The 14,841-nt window shown below is 54.2% G+C and carries 13 protein-coding genes and 2 pseudogenes; 6 read left to right on the top strand and 9 right to left on the bottom strand.

The genetic code is table 11. From position 1 onward, the window contains the following. Both RHM59_RS23605 and RHM59_RS23600 read right to left on the bottom strand, forming a co-directional pair. A complete protein-coding gene (locus RHM59_RS23605) occupies nucleotides 1-1,614 on the bottom strand; it encodes an ATP-binding protein (protein ID WP_322185236.1) in 1,614 nt (537 codons plus the stop codon). A 4-nt stretch (nucleotides 1,615-1,618) separates the two neighbouring features. After that, nucleotides 1,619-2,371: a response regulator gene (locus RHM59_RS23600; protein ID WP_322285534.1), complete on the bottom strand. Its 753-nt coding sequence runs from the start codon at nucleotides 2,369-2,371 to the stop codon at nucleotides 1,619-1,621. A 709-nt stretch (nucleotides 2,372-3,080) separates the two neighbouring features. Between RHM59_RS23600 and RHM59_RS23595 the strand changes: the two genes are divergently transcribed. The 4 genes and pseudogenes from RHM59_RS23595 (at nucleotide 3,081) to RHM59_RS23580 (ending at nucleotide 8,714) form a co-directional block, all read left to right on the top strand. Next, the gene (locus tag RHM59_RS23595; protein ID WP_322285533.1) at nucleotides 3,081-5,990 is read left to right on the top strand and encodes a ribonucleoside-diphosphate reductase subunit alpha; all 2,910 of its coding nucleotides are present in this window, start codon (nucleotides 3,081-3,083) and stop codon (nucleotides 5,988-5,990) included. A gap of 154 nt (nucleotides 5,991-6,144) precedes the next feature. Beyond that, a complete protein-coding gene (locus RHM59_RS23590) occupies nucleotides 6,145-6,315 on the top strand; it encodes a YhfG family protein (protein WP_322165664.1) in 171 nt (56 codons plus the stop codon). Next, nucleotides 6,315-6,826, top strand: a pseudogene (locus RHM59_RS23585) (Fic/DOC family protein). The gene RHM59_RS23590 and the pseudogene RHM59_RS23585 overlap by 1 nt, the downstream one beginning before the upstream one ends. A 640-nt stretch (nucleotides 6,827-7,466) precedes the next feature. Beyond that, the gene (locus RHM59_RS23580) at nucleotides 7,467-8,714 is read left to right on the top strand and encodes a ribonucleotide-diphosphate reductase subunit beta (RefSeq protein WP_322165666.1); all 1,248 of its coding nucleotides are present in this window, start codon (nucleotides 7,467-7,469) and stop codon (nucleotides 8,712-8,714) included. 106 nt (nucleotides 8,715-8,820) lie between these two features. On the opposite strand, the gene RHM59_RS23575 is transcribed toward RHM59_RS23580, so the two are convergent. Together RHM59_RS23575 and RHM59_RS23570 are read right to left on the bottom strand one after the other, a co-directional pair. After that, complete coding sequence (locus tag RHM59_RS23575) at nucleotides 8,821-9,231, bottom strand: DNA-binding protein (RefSeq protein WP_322285532.1); 411 nt, start codon at nucleotides 9,229-9,231, stop codon at nucleotides 8,821-8,823. A 5-nt stretch (nucleotides 9,232-9,236) separates the two neighbouring features. Next, nucleotides 9,237-9,827 (bottom strand): nucleotidyltransferase domain-containing protein, encoded by a 591-nt coding sequence (locus RHM59_RS23570; RefSeq protein WP_322285531.1) that lies wholly within the window; start codon nucleotides 9,825-9,827, stop codon nucleotides 9,237-9,239. Nucleotides 9,828-9,965: 138 nt separating this feature from the next. Between RHM59_RS23570 and RHM59_RS23565 the strand changes: the two are divergent. Next, nucleotides 9,966-10,483: pseudogene (locus RHM59_RS23565) on the top strand (ribonucleotide-diphosphate reductase subunit beta); the annotation flags it as partial. 231 nt (nucleotides 10,484-10,714) lie between these two features. On the opposite strand, the gene RHM59_RS23560 reads toward RHM59_RS23565, so the two are convergent. Beyond that, the gene (locus tag RHM59_RS23560; protein ID WP_322185228.1) at nucleotides 10,715-11,005 is read right to left on the bottom strand and encodes a hypothetical protein; all 291 of its coding nucleotides are present in this window, start codon (nucleotides 11,003-11,005) and stop codon (nucleotides 10,715-10,717) included. Nucleotides 11,006-11,164: 159 nt separating this feature from the next. On the opposite strand from RHM59_RS23560, the gene RHM59_RS23555 reads away from it, so the two are divergent. Further along, the gene (locus RHM59_RS23555) at nucleotides 11,165-11,896 is read left to right on the top strand and encodes an HNH endonuclease signature motif containing protein (RefSeq protein ID WP_322285530.1); all 732 of its coding nucleotides are present in this window, start codon (nucleotides 11,165-11,167) and stop codon (nucleotides 11,894-11,896) included. A gap of 202 nt (nucleotides 11,897-12,098) precedes the next feature. On the opposite strand, the gene RHM59_RS23550 is transcribed toward RHM59_RS23555, so the two are convergent. From RHM59_RS23550 to RHM59_RS23535, 4 genes are read right to left on the bottom strand one after another with little or no spacing between them, the layout of a single operon-like run. Further along, nucleotides 12,099-12,677, bottom strand: a complete 579-nt coding sequence (locus tag RHM59_RS23550; protein WP_322165675.1) for a TerD family protein — start codon at nucleotides 12,675-12,677, stop codon at nucleotides 12,099-12,101. A 35-nt stretch (nucleotides 12,678-12,712) separates the two neighbouring features. Beyond that, nucleotides 12,713-13,288: a TerD family protein gene (locus RHM59_RS23545; RefSeq protein ID WP_322165676.1), complete on the bottom strand. Its 576-nt coding sequence runs from the start codon at nucleotides 13,286-13,288 to the stop codon at nucleotides 12,713-12,715. Nucleotides 13,289-13,313: 25 nt separating this feature from the next. Further along, nucleotides 13,314-14,345, bottom strand: coding sequence for a TerC/Alx family metal homeostasis membrane protein (locus tag RHM59_RS23540; RefSeq protein WP_322165677.1), 1,032 nt, complete (start codon nucleotides 14,343-14,345; stop codon nucleotides 13,314-13,316). Between the two features lie 25 nt (nucleotides 14,346-14,370). After that, nucleotides 14,371-14,820, bottom strand: coding sequence for a tellurite resistance TerB family protein (locus RHM59_RS23535; RefSeq protein ID WP_322285529.1), 450 nt, complete (start codon nucleotides 14,818-14,820; stop codon nucleotides 14,371-14,373). Nucleotides 14,821-14,841 lie beyond the last annotated feature (21 nt).

The raw sequence follows: 14,841 nt of genomic DNA, 5'->3' as shown, positions 1-14,841 counted from the left end.
TCAAGTTTTGCCCTGCTGACGTGGCCACGCGAGACTGAAACAGGCGCCGCCCAGGTTCGCGCTGTTACCAATCAGCGCCCGGCCGCCGTGCCAGTGGATAATCCGCCGCACAATCGACAACCCAAGCCCATGGCCACCTGAGGCTCGGGTACGACTGTCATCCAACCGCATGAACGGGGTGAAAATTCGTTCCCAAGCGCTCTCCGGGACCCCGGGACCGTCGTCCTCAATATCGATGCGGCAGCGCACCGGCCCCACGTGGTAACTGACACTGACCTGAGTTTCCGCGTGGCGCATGGCGTTGCTCACCAGATTTTGTAGGGCACGGTGCAGATAACGCGGCTCGGCCTCGACCCAGGCGCCGTCGTTATCGGCCGACGTGAGGCATTGGCCGCGACTGACGGTGACGTTGGCGCGCAAGGGCGCCAGTTCGGCGATCACCTGATCGACCAACGCGTCCAGATCGATGCGCTGAAAGTTCAAGGTCGGCGAACCCTGCTCTAACCGCGCATAGGTCAGCATCTCGTCCACCAGCTTGTCGAGGTCCTGAATATCGCTGTCCATGCCGACCCGGTACTTATCCCGGGCCTCATCGGTGGTGGCTTCGCCGATCATCTCCAAACCAAAGCGCAAGCGGGCCACTGGCGTACGCAACTCGTGGGAGACCGCGCGCACCAACTCTCGCTGCATGGTCAATGACCGCTGTAAATGCTCAGCCATGCCATTGAACGCCGATGCCAATCGCCCGACTGAATCCGCACCCGACGGCGGCACACGGGTTTCCAGGCTGCCTTTGGCAATACGCGTGACGGCGGCTTCCAATCCAAGTAAACGCCGTTCGAGGCGACGCACCAGCAAGTACACCACCAGACCGATCAAACACAGGCCCAGAAAGCCGATCAACACCAACAACTCAGGGGGATAAGGATTCATCTGGTACAGCGGGCCGATTTCCAGCACCCACGGCGTGTTGACCATGCCGGCGAATACACGAATAGAATCGCCGCCCTTGCCCAGCGCCATCACCGTGTCGCCTTCGTTGACCCGTCGACGCTGATCGTCGTCGACATCGGCCTTATCGAGACGGATCAAACGCAGGTCAAAGCCGAAACCTTTTTCCAGCTTCAGGGCATCCAAACGTCGCGGTTGCTCTTCAACGGGAACCCGCACTAATTCGTCGATCAACAGGTAAATCGTTGCTCGAGCTAACTGCTCGCTGATTTGCTGCACTTCGCCGCTTAACACCAGCGGCTCGGTATCGCTGCCGACCAAGCTATACACCTTGGCCGCGTGGGGTCCGGTCTGCTCGACCACCACTTGGCCGCGCAACAGGCGGCTTCGGTCGCCGCTGTCTAGGGGGGTGTCATTAACGGCTCGCAGCTCTAACGGAATCCCCATCAACCGCTCCCACGCAATCAATGCCCGCTGGCGATCAATGGCGATCATCGGCTTCAAGTTATCGGCCATCAACGTGAACGTGCCGTGGGCAAGTTGCTCACGGTATTGTGAGCCGCGCACCTGGTTGACCAAATGCAGGGTCAGGACACCCAGCAAGGCCACCAGCACCAACACGCCCAGCATGCCGCCATAAATACGCAGGAAAATGGAGTTCATGGCGTCAGAGGTTCATCACGTAGCACGTCGGGTCTTGCGCGGCTTCTGGGACAAACAGATAGCCTTTGCTGCGGATAGTCTTGATCAGGCGTGGATGAATCGGGTCGTCGCCGATCTTCGGGCGAATCCGCGAAATACGTACATCGATAGACCGATCTTGGCCGTCGTAGCCGATCCCGCGCAGTGCGGTAAAAATTTCTTCCCGGGACAAAATGCGCCCGGCGTTGGCCACCAGCAGCCAGAGCAAATCGAACTCGGCGCTGGTCAATTCGATGCTGCTGTCGCCCAGCCAGGCTTCGCGTAAGGCGTTATCAACGACCAAAGGCCCAAACACCAGGCGCCGTGGTTTTTCTTCGGGTTTGAGGAGGGACTCTGGCTCAACCGCTTCGCTGCGCCGCAACAACGCATGAATCCGCGCCAACAGCACACGCGGGTGCACCGGTTTGCAGACGAAATCGTCGGCGCCCATGTCCAGGCCCTGGATTTGATCGGTGTCATCGGTGCGCGCGGTGAGCATCAGGATCGGCCCGTCGTATTGATGGCGGACCCGACGGCAAATGCTCAGGCCGTCTTCCCCAGGCAACATCAGGTCGAGAATGACCAGGTCCGGCTGCTCGGCGATAATTCGCGCCACCGCCAAGGCGCCATCACCTTCAATCGTAACCCGCAGGCCATTGCCCTGCAGGTAATCACGGGTCAGTTCAGCCAGACGTTGATCGTCCTCGACAATCAGCACCTGCCAGGCTTCTTGTTCCACGGGTAACCTCTTGTGCCATTGTTCTTATTAATAGAGACAGCGTGCGAATCGGGCGTCAGAGCGCCGGTGATCGACGGCGAGTTTAGCAACAGCTCGCACTAAGCACACGACATGCCAATTTGCACTCAAAATCGGTGTTTTTCGTGATCGAGTTCGCGCCCGCAAAAAGCTGTTCAGGACGTAAAAAACAGTGACAGACGGTTGAGTCCAGCAGTTTCGCGGCCTACACGGGTTTTCCCGATTTCATACATGATTTACCCACAGATTTATCCACAGGGGCTCGTTGCAATTGAGCCCCAAAACGCTTTATCTTGTAGCTCGGCGCGAAAAAAACCCTACATGTAGCGTTTACCGCCTAAAACCAGACACAACTCAATCGAGAATTTCAAGCTGTTTTCTTGTGTTGGTTTGGTTGAGATTCATCATTTTCCAGTACGCCAAACCACTCAAGTGAATGGCAGCCGCTCTACCTCAACACTCGGGGCAATTCGGCACACGTGTTGCAACAAATGACGAGCATCCTACATTCGATTTCTGGTAGCGGGCATTGACCCGAAACCTACGACTTCAAAGCCAGGGAATGGCGGCAAAAGCCTTCCTTATCCGTTTTGAAGTCTTTCCAGCCGACGCTTGTCGGTTGACTGCCTCAACACGGAACGGTGGGCACGTATTCAGTGCCCAAACAAACATAGAGAACGTGGAGACACCCATGCAAACAGACACAACTCGCGAGAATTCGCCGACCAATGCGCCGCATGCCGACCAGTCCCATCAGGATTTGTCCGCCACGGCCCCGGGTCAGCTGCGCGTGATCAAGCGCAACGGCACTGTCGTTCCTTATACCGATGACAAAATCACCGTCGCCATCACCAAAGCGTTCCTCGCAGTTGAAGGCGGCACCGCTGCTGCCTCGTCGCGTATACATGACACCGTTGCACGCCTGACTGAACAGGTCAGCACCACGTTCAAACGCCGTATGCCTTCGGGCGGCACTATCCACATCGAAGAAATTCAGGACCAGGTTGAATTGGCCCTGATGCGCGCCGGCGAACAGAAAGTCGCCCGTGACTACGTGATCTACCGTGATTCCCGCGCCAAAGAACGTGCCGTTCGCTCCACGGATGAGTCAGTACAGGCGCACCCTTCGATTCGCATCACCCGCGCCGACGGCAGCCTTGCTCCGCTGGACATGGGCCGCTTGAACACGATCGTCACCGAGGCCTGCGAAGGTCTGGCGGAAGTGGACGCGAACCTGATTCAAAGCGAAACCCTGAAAAACCTGTACGACGGCGTCGCACTGAAAGACGTCAACACCGCCTTGGTGATGACCGCGCGGACCTTGGTAGAACGTGAGCCCAACTACTCGTTCGTGACCGCTCGCCTGCTGATGGACACCTTGCGTGCCGAAGGCTTGAGCTTCCTGGAAGTAGCCGACAGCGCCACTCACCACGAAATGGTCGACCTGTACGCCAAAGCCCTGCCGTCCTACATCGCGAAAGGCATTCAGTTCGATTTGCTGAACCCGATCCTGGCGACCTTCGACCTGGAAAAACTGGGCAAGGCGATCAACCACGAGCGCGATCAGCAGTTCACCTACCTGGGCCTGCAAACCCTGTATGACCGTTACTTCATCCACAAGGATGGCGTGCGTTTCGAATTGCCGCAGATTTTCTTCATGCGCGTGGCCATGGGCCTGGCAATTGAAGAAAAGAACAAAGAAGACCGTGCCATCGAGTTCTACAACTTGTTGTCGTCGTTCGACTACATGTCGTCGACCCCAACCTTGTTCAACGCCGGCACTCAGCGTCCACAGCTTTCCAGCTGCTACCTGACCACCGTTCCAGATGACCTGTCGGGCATTTACCACGCCATCCACGACAACGCCATGCTCTCCAAATTCGCGGGCGGTCTGGGTAACGACTGGACGCCGGTTCGCGCGCTGGGCTCTTACATCAAGGGCACCAACGGCAAATCCCAAGGCGTTGTGCCGTTCCTCAAAGTCGTGAACGACACCGCTGTTGCAGTTAACCAGGGCGGCAAACGCAAAGGCGCGGTCTGTGCCTACCTGGAAACCTGGCACATGGACATCGAAGAGTTCATCGAACTGCGCAAGAATACCGGTGATGATCGTCGTCGTACCCACGACATGAACACTGCCAACTGGATCCCTGACCTGTTCATGAAGCGCGTCTTCGATGACGGCCCGTGGACCCTGTTCTCGCCTTCCGAAGTGCCGGATTTGCACGACCTGACCGGTAAAGCCTTCCAGGAACGTTACGAGTACTACGAAGCGCTGACCCAGTACGGCAACAACATCAAGCTGTTCAAGACCATCCAGGCCAAAGACCTGTGGCGCAAGATGCTCTCGATGCTGTTCGAAACCGGCCACCCTTGGTTGACCTTCAAAGACCCGTGCAACCTGCGCAGCCCGCAGCAACACGTCGGCGTGGTTCACAGCTCGAACCTGTGCACTGAAATCACCTTGAACACCAACAAGGACGAAATCGCCGTTTGCAACCTGGGCTCGATCAACCTGCCGAACCACATCGTGGACGGCAAGCTGGACACCACCAAGCTCAAGCGCACCATCGACACCGCCGTTCGAATGCTCGATAACGTGATCGACATCAACTACTACTCGGTGCCGCAAGCCCGTAACTCGAACCTCAAACACCGTCCAGTTGGCTTGGGCATCATGGGCTTCCAGGACGCGCTGTACCTGCAACACCTGCCGTACGGTTCCGACGCTGCCGTCGAGTTTGCCGACCGTTCGATGGAAGCTGTCAGCTACTACGCGATCCAGGCTTCTTGCGACTTGGCCGATGAGCGCGGCGCTTACGAGACGTTCCCAGGCTCGTTGTGGTCCAAAGGTATTCTGCCGCTGGATTCGCAACAGATACTGATCGAACAGCGTGGCCAGAAGTACATCGACGTTGACCTGAACGAAACCCTGGATTGGGCGCCAGTACGTGCCCGCGTCCAGAAAGGTATTCGTAACTCCAACATCATGGCCATCGCACCGACCGCGACCATCGCCAACATCACTGGCGTATCGCAGTCCATCGAACCGACCTATCAAAACCTGTACGTGAAATCGAACCTTTCTGGCGAGTTCACCGTGATCAACCCGTACCTGGTTCGCGACCTCAAAGCTCGCAACTTGTGGGACTCGGTCATGATCAACGACCTGAAGTACTACGACGGTTCCGTACAGCAAATCGAGCGCATCCCGCAGGAGCTTAAAGAGCTGTACGCCACTGCGTTCGAAGTTGAAACCAAGTGGATCGTCGACGCGGCCAGCCGCCGTCAAAAGTGGATCGACCAGGCTCAATCACTGAACCTGTACATCGCTGGCGCATCGGGTAAGAAACTCGACGTGACCTACCGCATGGCTTGGTACCGTGGCCTGAAAACCACCTACTACCTCCGTGCCCTGGCCGCGACCAGCACCGAGAAGTCGACCATCAGCACCAGCAAGCTCAACGCAGTGTCGAGTGGCAACCACGGCGACGACTCGATTCTGGCGGCACCAAAGCCATCGGAATTCACCTCCGCCGGCCCAGCGCCAGTGCCTAAAGCCTGCTCGATTGATGAGCCGGATTGCGAGGCTTGCCAGTAAGTGACAGGGCGCCCACCAAGGGCGCCCGACTCACATTTTCTGTGCCTCATTGATATCCGTAGGAGCTGCCGAAGGCTGCGATAGACCGCGCTGAAGCTCAATGCGGTTGGCTCTTTCAGCTACACTAATGCCTTTGTACTCGGAGGTCGTCTCAATGCCCACCCATTCCCTCGACGCAAAAAAAGCCTATTGCGCCAAAACGCGAAGATCCAATTACGCAGCCAGCTTGCGCCTGGAAGGTTTCAACAGCAGCCCATTGGACGCTGAACGCCCTCTTCCATCCCGTGAAGAGCTATTGAAAACCTATCGAAACAAACAAGCCTGATGCTCGATAAATACGGCGTCGGACAAGACCCGTACTGCTATCCCGGTACTGCGGTTTTACGCAATCACCTGGGCATAACCGACTATGGAATTTTAACCGAAGCAGAGCGCGCCCTTTCTGAAGTGGCAGCTGAATCTATCGAGTTCGCCCCGCCGCCCTACGATCTCTCCTACCTGAAGAGCATCCATCAACGGCTGTTTTCAGACCTCTACGATTGGGCAGAAAAACTTCGTACGGTAGACATCTCGAAAGACGAAACCCATTTCTGCATGACCAGCCGCATCGAACCCGAAGCTAATAAGCTGTTCAACTCCTTGACCAACGTTGATTGGTTTCAAGACCTGGATCGCACACATTCGAACACATCGTCGTAAATGCGGGTTACGAGATCAGTTGGTGGGCCGTGGATGCACGAGAATGGATTCAGGCGAATATTGATGCAGTGGTCTGCGATTACGCTGCACTGACAAGCGTATTTGAACGATGTATCGGGCAGCCTATCAGCGGCTAGATTTACCTTTATTTGGCCACTGAAAACACAACCGTTCGTCTATTTTGACCGCGAATAAATTCATTGAACGGTCGCTTCAAAAACCATAGCCGGCTACAACGCCCACTGTCTGTGGGACCGGGGAAATTGACCCTCATCAAGCCCTTGATCGTTGACCAAAATCCGGTGAACAGACCCGTTGCCGGAAAGCCGAAGGCACTATATGCTGCGTTTCTAAATGTAAAAAACACTAGATAAGGGATTTCACTTCGATCAAAGGTCTTTTTTTGCACACCGAGAATGAACGCTTGGAATGCGAAATAAAAAGTGAAAATCACACGTCAAATTCATTCACGGATGAACAAGCGCCGGGCAAAATCTGTATAATTCCGCGCTCGCTCTAGGGTACTCAAATGACCATTTGCAACGGCAAAGCTGTCTTACCTGAAAGCAACCCTAAATACCTGATTTGCTCGCCTTTGAGACATAGCCTCGGCAGCACTTCCACTACGCGACCGACAGCTCCATAAATCGGTAATGCAGCGACATTCAAGTAGGTCTCGACACATTCCGCTGCCAACGTCATTTCCGCGACGCTGGCGCTCCATACTTAAAAATCCAACCGGTCGCCGCGACGACCCTCGAAAAGGAGACGCATACCATGCTGAACTGGGATGAATTCCATAAAGAAGACGGCGAAACCGCCGCACGCGCGACCAACGCCGGTCACGCCAACGAAGCCAACATGGACCGCCTCGACAGCGCCGGTGGCGCCGCCGCACTCGAAGCCCGTGCCGTCACTTCCAACGACTCGGCCGCGATCATTCGCGCCAAGGCCGCTCTAGACAGCCTCGACGTCGCCGAAGGTCTGGCTGAACTCGAAGGCACCAGCGCCCGCGTTGCCGTTGACGAAAAAATGATGATCAACTGCCGCGCCGACCTGAACCAACTCGTGCCGTTCAAGTACGACTGGGCCTGGCAGAAGTACCTCGACGGCTGCGCTAACCACTGGATGCCGCAAGAGGTCAACATGACCGCCGACATCGCCGTATGGCGCGATCCGGAAGGCCTGACCGACGACGAACGCCGCATCGTCATGCGCAACCTCGGCTTCTTCTCTACCGCCGACTCCCTGGTTGCCAACAACTTGGTACTGGCAGTTTATCGCCTGATCACCAACCCGGAATGCCGCCAGTACATCCTGCGCCAAGCCTTCGAAGAAGCGATCCACACCCACGCTTACCAGTACTGCATCGAATCACTGGGCATGGACGAAGGCGAGATCTTCAACATGTACCACGAGATTCCATCGGTCGCCAAAAAGGCAGCCTGGGGCCTCAAGTACACCCGCTCGATCTCCGATCCGAAGTTCGAAACCGGCACCGTCGACACCGACAAAGAACTGCTGCGCAACCTGATCGCCTACTACTGCGTACTGGAAGGCATCTTCTTCTACTGCGGCTTCACCCAAATCCTCTCCATGGGCCGCCGCAACAAAATGACCGGCGTTGCCGAGCAGTTTCAATACATCCTGCGCGACGAATCCATGCACCTGAACTTCGGCATCGACGTGATCAACCAGATCAAAATCGAAAACCCACATTTGTGGGACGCTGAGATGAAGGAAGAGGCCTCGCAGATGATTCTGCAGGGTACTCAGCTAGAAATCGAATACGCACGGGACACCATGCCACGTGGGGTATTGGGTATGAACGCGGCAATGATGGAGGACTACCTCAAGTTCATTGCTAACCGTCGTTTGAGCCAGATTGGGTTGAAGGAAGAGTATCCAGGGACGACTAACCCGTTCCCTTGGATGAGCGAGATTATGGACTTGAAGAAAGAGAAGAATTTCTTTGAGACTAGGGTTATTGAGTATCAGACGGGTGGGGCGTTGAGCTGGGATTGATTCTCGGCTGATTGCTTAGCGGATGTTTGACATTGAAAAGCCAGGGGCAGTGATGCTTCCTGGCTTTTTTGTTTGGGGTTAGCTGATCAGGTGGCTTTGTTATTATTCAACCATTGGTCAGCCAAAACCAACAAGAGTGGGCATGATCAATTGCTTCCAACGCCATGCTTTCGCTAACAGGGTCTCCAGAGTAATCGCTGACATTTCGCTGCTTACGAAGGCCGTCCAGAACAATCATAGTTTTTGCGTCTAAACCTATCGTCATGGGCAGGCTTTGAATCATTGTCTGATGATGACCCGGCTTACTCGTCAACGTGCGGTATCCATTGGCTTGCAAGACTGCATTTGCTGCTTGCATGATGGCTTTGTAAGCCATGTCAAAACGACCTTCATTACTCATCTTTTCCAGTCTCGCGTCTGCCAGGCTTCGCCCTGCGGCACCCATCAGGCGTCCGATATTAGCGGCATCTGGCTCGACTCTTTCCAATAACAGTCCCAACAAATTTGCCAGAGTCATCTTCCCTATTCCTCATCTTTCAGCAGATCTATTTTGTTGCCTATAACGAACAACATTGGTTTGCTAAGAACATCCCGAACGAACCCACCTTGCTCCTTCACCAACCGCCGCCACTCGCTAGCGGAGTAGTGTTTCGGATTTATTTCTCTACCTAATGATTGCTGAAGCGGGTGAAGGAGGGTGATTGCGTCACTGAAGCTTGCGTCACCGACAATCATCAGATCGATATCGCTGCTTGACGTCGCATTCCCTCTGGCCATTGAGCCAAAAACAAACGCGAACTCGATAGATTCCGACACCGGGTTCAAAGCCTTTTCTAATGCTTCCAGCCATCCATCCGTTTTACGAAGGATACTGGCAAGCTCCTCGAAAATCGGGCATTCCACATTGGCCGTGTATTGCATTTGATTACCAACAGGCATTTTCAGCAGTAAACCTGCGTCCACCATCTTGGCTAATTCGCGGCTCAGCGTGCCGGATATCGTCTCAGTAAGGCGGGCGATCTCTCTTTGGTGATAGCGCTCAACGGGATGCAACAGCAACAACGCCAAAACTTTTCTGCGGTAGTCTGAAAATAGGAATGTGGCCAACGTCATGGAGTAGCTCCCAAACTGCTGCCGATAAGGCAGCAATTGAAGCCTAAAAGGCAGCAGTATTCAAGCACCTCAAATATTTAGCTCGCTTTTCGACGCACGTCACACCCCGACTCGTTATTAGCCTTTTTTTGAACTACCCTTCTGCGCCAAGCGTTCGAGAAGGGATCCACACCCGCGCTCACCAGTATTGCGTCGAATCACTGGGCATGGACGAAGGCGAGATCTTCAACATGTACCACGAGATTCCATCGGTCGCCAAAAAGTCAGCCTGGGGTTTCCTGCGCGACGAATCCATGCACCTGAACTTCGGCATCGACGTGATCAACCAGATCAAAATCGAAAACCCACATTTGTGGGACGCTGAGATGAAGGAAGAGGCCTCGTAGATGATCTTGTAGGGTACTCAGCTAGAAATCGAATACGCACGGGACACCATGCCACGTGGGGTATCGGGTATGAACGCGGCAATGATGGAGGACTACCTCAAGTTCATCGCTAACCGTCGTTTGAGCCAGATTGGGTTGAAGGAAGAGTATCCAGGGACGACTAACCCGTTCCCTTGGATGAGCGAGATTATGGACTTGAAGAAAGAGAAGAATTTCTTTGAGACTAGGGTTATTGAGTATCAGACGGGTGGGGTATTGAGCTGGGATTGAGTCTCGGCTGATTGCTTAGCGGATGTTGGACATTGAAAAGCCAGGGGCAGTGATGCTTCCTGGCTGTTTTGTTTGGGTTAGCTGATCAGGTGGCTTTGTTATGGGGTAGCTCCCAAACTGCTGCCAATAAGGCAGCAATTGAAACCTAAACGGCAGCAGTCTTAAGGGCACTTCAACTATTTTATTTAGCTCTCCGACGCACTTCACCCCGGGCCTCGTTAACAGACAAGTTTATTGAACTACCCTCCCCCGATACCCCTCAATCATCTCCTTCGAAATATCCCCTTTGAAGCAAAGCGGGGCGTACCCACCCGGTCGGTTGTAAGCGCTTCGCTTACCGCAACGGCTACCATTTTTCGCCGCATTGTAAGGGCATGGGCAATTGCTGGGGTATGACGCGATAGAGCCATTAATGAGAATTTGGACGATGGCTGAATCAGTCAGTCTTGCCTCTTTGCCTGACGCAGAGAAAGCGCAAAGCAGCGCCAGCATTGTTATGAAACCTACCCCTACTTTTCTCACGGCCTTTCCTTAGCGTTCACGGAAGAAACATTAAAATCCTCTACCATGATGCCTCAAGGCCACTGTTCAAAGTCACATTATTATGTAGGCCACGACCTCCAGTAGACACCGAATATTCCTACACGTATCGTCACGCCTGCATTCGATATTGGCGGCGTTATGACGAAGAAGATTTCTGCCCTATGGACTGACGTAGAGCTTGAGGCGGCTGTCGACGCCTATCTCAGCATGCGTGAAATGGAGAACGACGGCCGCCCATTCAAAAAGACTGAAATGGGCCTAAAGTTGCGAGAAGGCGCTTTGTCCGCTCGTAGCAAATCAGCCATCGAGCTGCGGATGCAGAATATTTCCAGTGTGCTGGTGGAGCTGGGGCAGAATCGCATAAAAGGTTACGTGCCTGCGAAGAACGTGGGCGCGAACGTCAGCAAGAAGATTCAGGAAATGCTTAACGATAAAGATATTTTTAAAGTACCTGGCGAGGGTGCGACTGCTAGTAATACGTCCATTGGCCGAGAACTCGAAGCGTCCACAGCCGACAACCTAGCCCCCCCACTGGGTATCAAACATCCAAAGCACTCTAACTCGACAGTCATCACATTTTTTCGTGACGACAAGGTTAGAGAATGGGTGCTTATGCACGCGAATGGTACGTGCGAAGGTTGCGGAAAAGTTGGGCCGTTTTTAGGTGTGGACGGGAGGCCATTTCTGGAAGTACATCATGTTCTTCCGCTCGCGATGGCGGGTAGCGACAGAATCGAGAACGTAGCGGCGCTTTGCCCGAATTGTCATCGTCGCTGTCATTTGGCAGCGGATAAAAAGGCCTTTACCGAGTCGCTCTATGTGCGGGTCAAGCGCCTCAAAGAAGAATGCCTCGACCTCGTGGTGGACTGAACATTCGTTCGGTGCTGTTAAACGACTTTTCGAATTTGCGGGGTTACGACTGCTTCGCAACTGATCGCGGGCAAGCGCGCTCATACGGGTTTGGGTGTTTGCCGAAGGCTGCGATTTGATATCTATCGCAGCCTTCGGCCGTTCTAGCGGGGGTTAAGGCGGTGTGCGTGACACCATCGCCAACATGTTGACCCCTTTGAACTTAACCGATAGCCACCCCATGCGCCTCTGCCAACGGTTTCAAGCCGCCAGCAAAACCCTGTCCAATGGCTTTGAATTTGAACTCGTCGCCAGAGCGGTACAGCTCGCCAAAGATCATGGCCGTTTCGGTGGAGGCGTCTTCTGACAGGTCGTAGCGAGCGAGTTCTTTGCCGTCGGCTTTGTTCACCACACGGATGAACGCGTTAGCGACTTGACCGAAGTTTTGTTTGCGTTCATCCGCCGAGTGGATGGTGACAGCGAACACCAGTTTTTTCACCGAAGCGGCCAGGCCATTGAGTTTGACGGTGACTTGCTCGTCATCGCCTTCCCCCGCTCCAGAGCGGTTGTCGCCCATGTGTTCGACGGAACCGTCTGTGCTTTTTTTGTTGTTGTAGAAAATGAAGCTGGCGTCGTCGAGTACTTTTCCACTTTCACCGACGATGAAGACAGACGCGTCCAGGTCGAACTCGGCGCCGTCGGTAACCCGCGGATCCCAGCCCAAACCTACGATAACCTCGGCAAGCCCTGGGGCTTCTTTGGACAAGGAAACGTTACCGCCTTTGTTCAGACTTACAGCCATCGCTAAATCCTTTTTCGCTGATTGAAATGTGAAGGTTAGAAATTCATACCGTAAGAATTTGCCAAGGCTTTAAGGCCTCCGGCGAATCCTTGGCCGACCGCACGAAACTTCCATTCCGAGCCGTTACGATAAAGCTCGGCGAAGACCATGGCCGTCTCGACCGAGGCATCTTCAGCCAGGTCATAACGAACGATCTCGGTGCTGGAAAGGTCATTGACTACGCGGATAAACGAGCCGCTTACTTGTCCAAAGTTTTGCTTGCGGCCTTCAGCGTCGTGGATCGTGACAATGAACACCACCTTGTCGATATCCACTGAAAGGCGACTGAGATCGACTGTTAGAGACTCGTCGTCGCCGGCGCCTTCACCTGTGCGGTTATCACCGGTGTGTTCGACCGAACCGTCGACACTTTTCAGTTGGTTGTAAAAAATGAAGTCTTTCTCGCCACGGACTTTGCCGTTAGCGCCCACCAGTAAAGCGCTGGCGTCCAGGTCAAACTCTTGACCGTTGGTAGCCCGGGGGTCCCAACCCAGACCGACCAGAATTTTAGTCAGCGTCGGGTCAGTTTTCGATAATGAAAGGTTGCCGCCTTTCTGAAGAGTCAGAGCCATTTCCATTTACTCCTTTGTTTGATGTTTAGGCTTTTTCAACCTGCTCGACCTTCCCGGGAAACAGCACACTGGCGAGAATCCCGATGGCCAATACCACCATCACAATCAGCAAACTAGTGTTTGCACCGATGTTATAGCCGTGGTCGAACAGGTGATTGGTTGCGTTCAGGGCGAGCTTGGCTGCAATGAAAAACAGCAGGGCGATGACCGCTTTTTCTAGATGAACCAAGTACCGTTTCAGTGCTTCGAGCACGAAGTACAAGGTGCGCAAACCGAGGATGGCGAACAGCATTGCGGAATACACAATCAGCGGTTCGCGACTGACTGCGATCACCGCCGGTACTGAGTCGAAAGCAAACAAGACGTCTGAAATTTCAGCGACTACCAGGCAGAGGAATAACGGCGTAGCGAACAAGGTGCCCTTCGCTGCCAGCGTCATGCCTTTGTTTTCTGGCTTTTCTAATTCACGTTCGAGCTCATGGCGGCGAACGAAGAAGTTGTTGCCGTGAAGCTTGGGCCATACCGGGAACAGTTTTTTCGCAAATCGGTAAGCCATGTGTTCCGAATAGTCCGGCTCTTCCTCGTCATCGCCACCACTTCTGAGCATCATGACCGCTGTCCAACCGACGATGACGGCGAAGGCAACTTCGACCCAAGGGCCAAAGGCGAGGAGTCCGGTGCCGATGGCAACGAAGACCAGGCGGAACAGAATCGCACCGATAATGCCCCAATAGAGCACCCGGTGACGCAGGCCGTCAGGTACTTTGAACCACGCAAAAATCGCCATGAACACGAACAGATTGTCGACGCTCAGCACTTTTTCCAAGGCATAACCGGTGACGAATAGGCTGGCAATGGTTGGACCGTGTTCGACATACAGAAAACCGGCGAACCCAAGCGAAATGACGACCCAAAACACCGACCAAACTGCAGCCTGGGTAAGCGAAACCGGTTTGTTGCCTCGGTGGGAGAGCATATCGATGAGCATTGCCCCGACCGCCAAACCCACAAAAACAGCTGTCGTAAGAGGTGGAAATCCAAGTGACACGCTTTCCATTGAATGAAATCCCTTAATTCACTATCTACAGATCGAAATCGGCCGGGTTCAAACCAAGCTCGTTGCAAAGGGTCCGGCACATGGCGCGCTCGGCTTCATCGAAGTGCCCATCCGCTCCACCAATCGCGCAGCAGACGCGAATTAGCAGGCGTGCGGCGTCTTCTTTTTTCTTGATCTTGGCCACTGTTTTCAGCGCCTCCGCCCGGCCGATCTGGAAATCGAATTCAAACTTGGCGCAGGTGTCTTGAAAGGCGTTGATCACAACTTTCAGATCAAAAGCCTTAAGCTCCCGAGAGTTCTGAATAAAGCTGGTCATCTTCAGTTTTTCGGCGCCACTAATATCGCCATCCGCCGCCGCAACCAAGGCACAACCCGCGACGACGGCGTCCATGAACTCCCGGTTTTTGAACTGGCTCACTTCGGATGCCAATTTTTCCCGAGCCGCCGTTGCATTTGTTTTTAGCCAATCAAGCATGTTGAACTCCCAGTAGGTGAA

The sequence above is a fragment of the Pseudomonas sp. MH10 genome, assembly GCF_034353045.1.
In the GTDB taxonomy this organism is placed as follows: domain Bacteria; phylum Pseudomonadota; class Gammaproteobacteria; order Pseudomonadales; family Pseudomonadaceae; genus Aquipseudomonas.
This window is presented reverse-complemented; position numbering and strand designations above follow the sequence as displayed.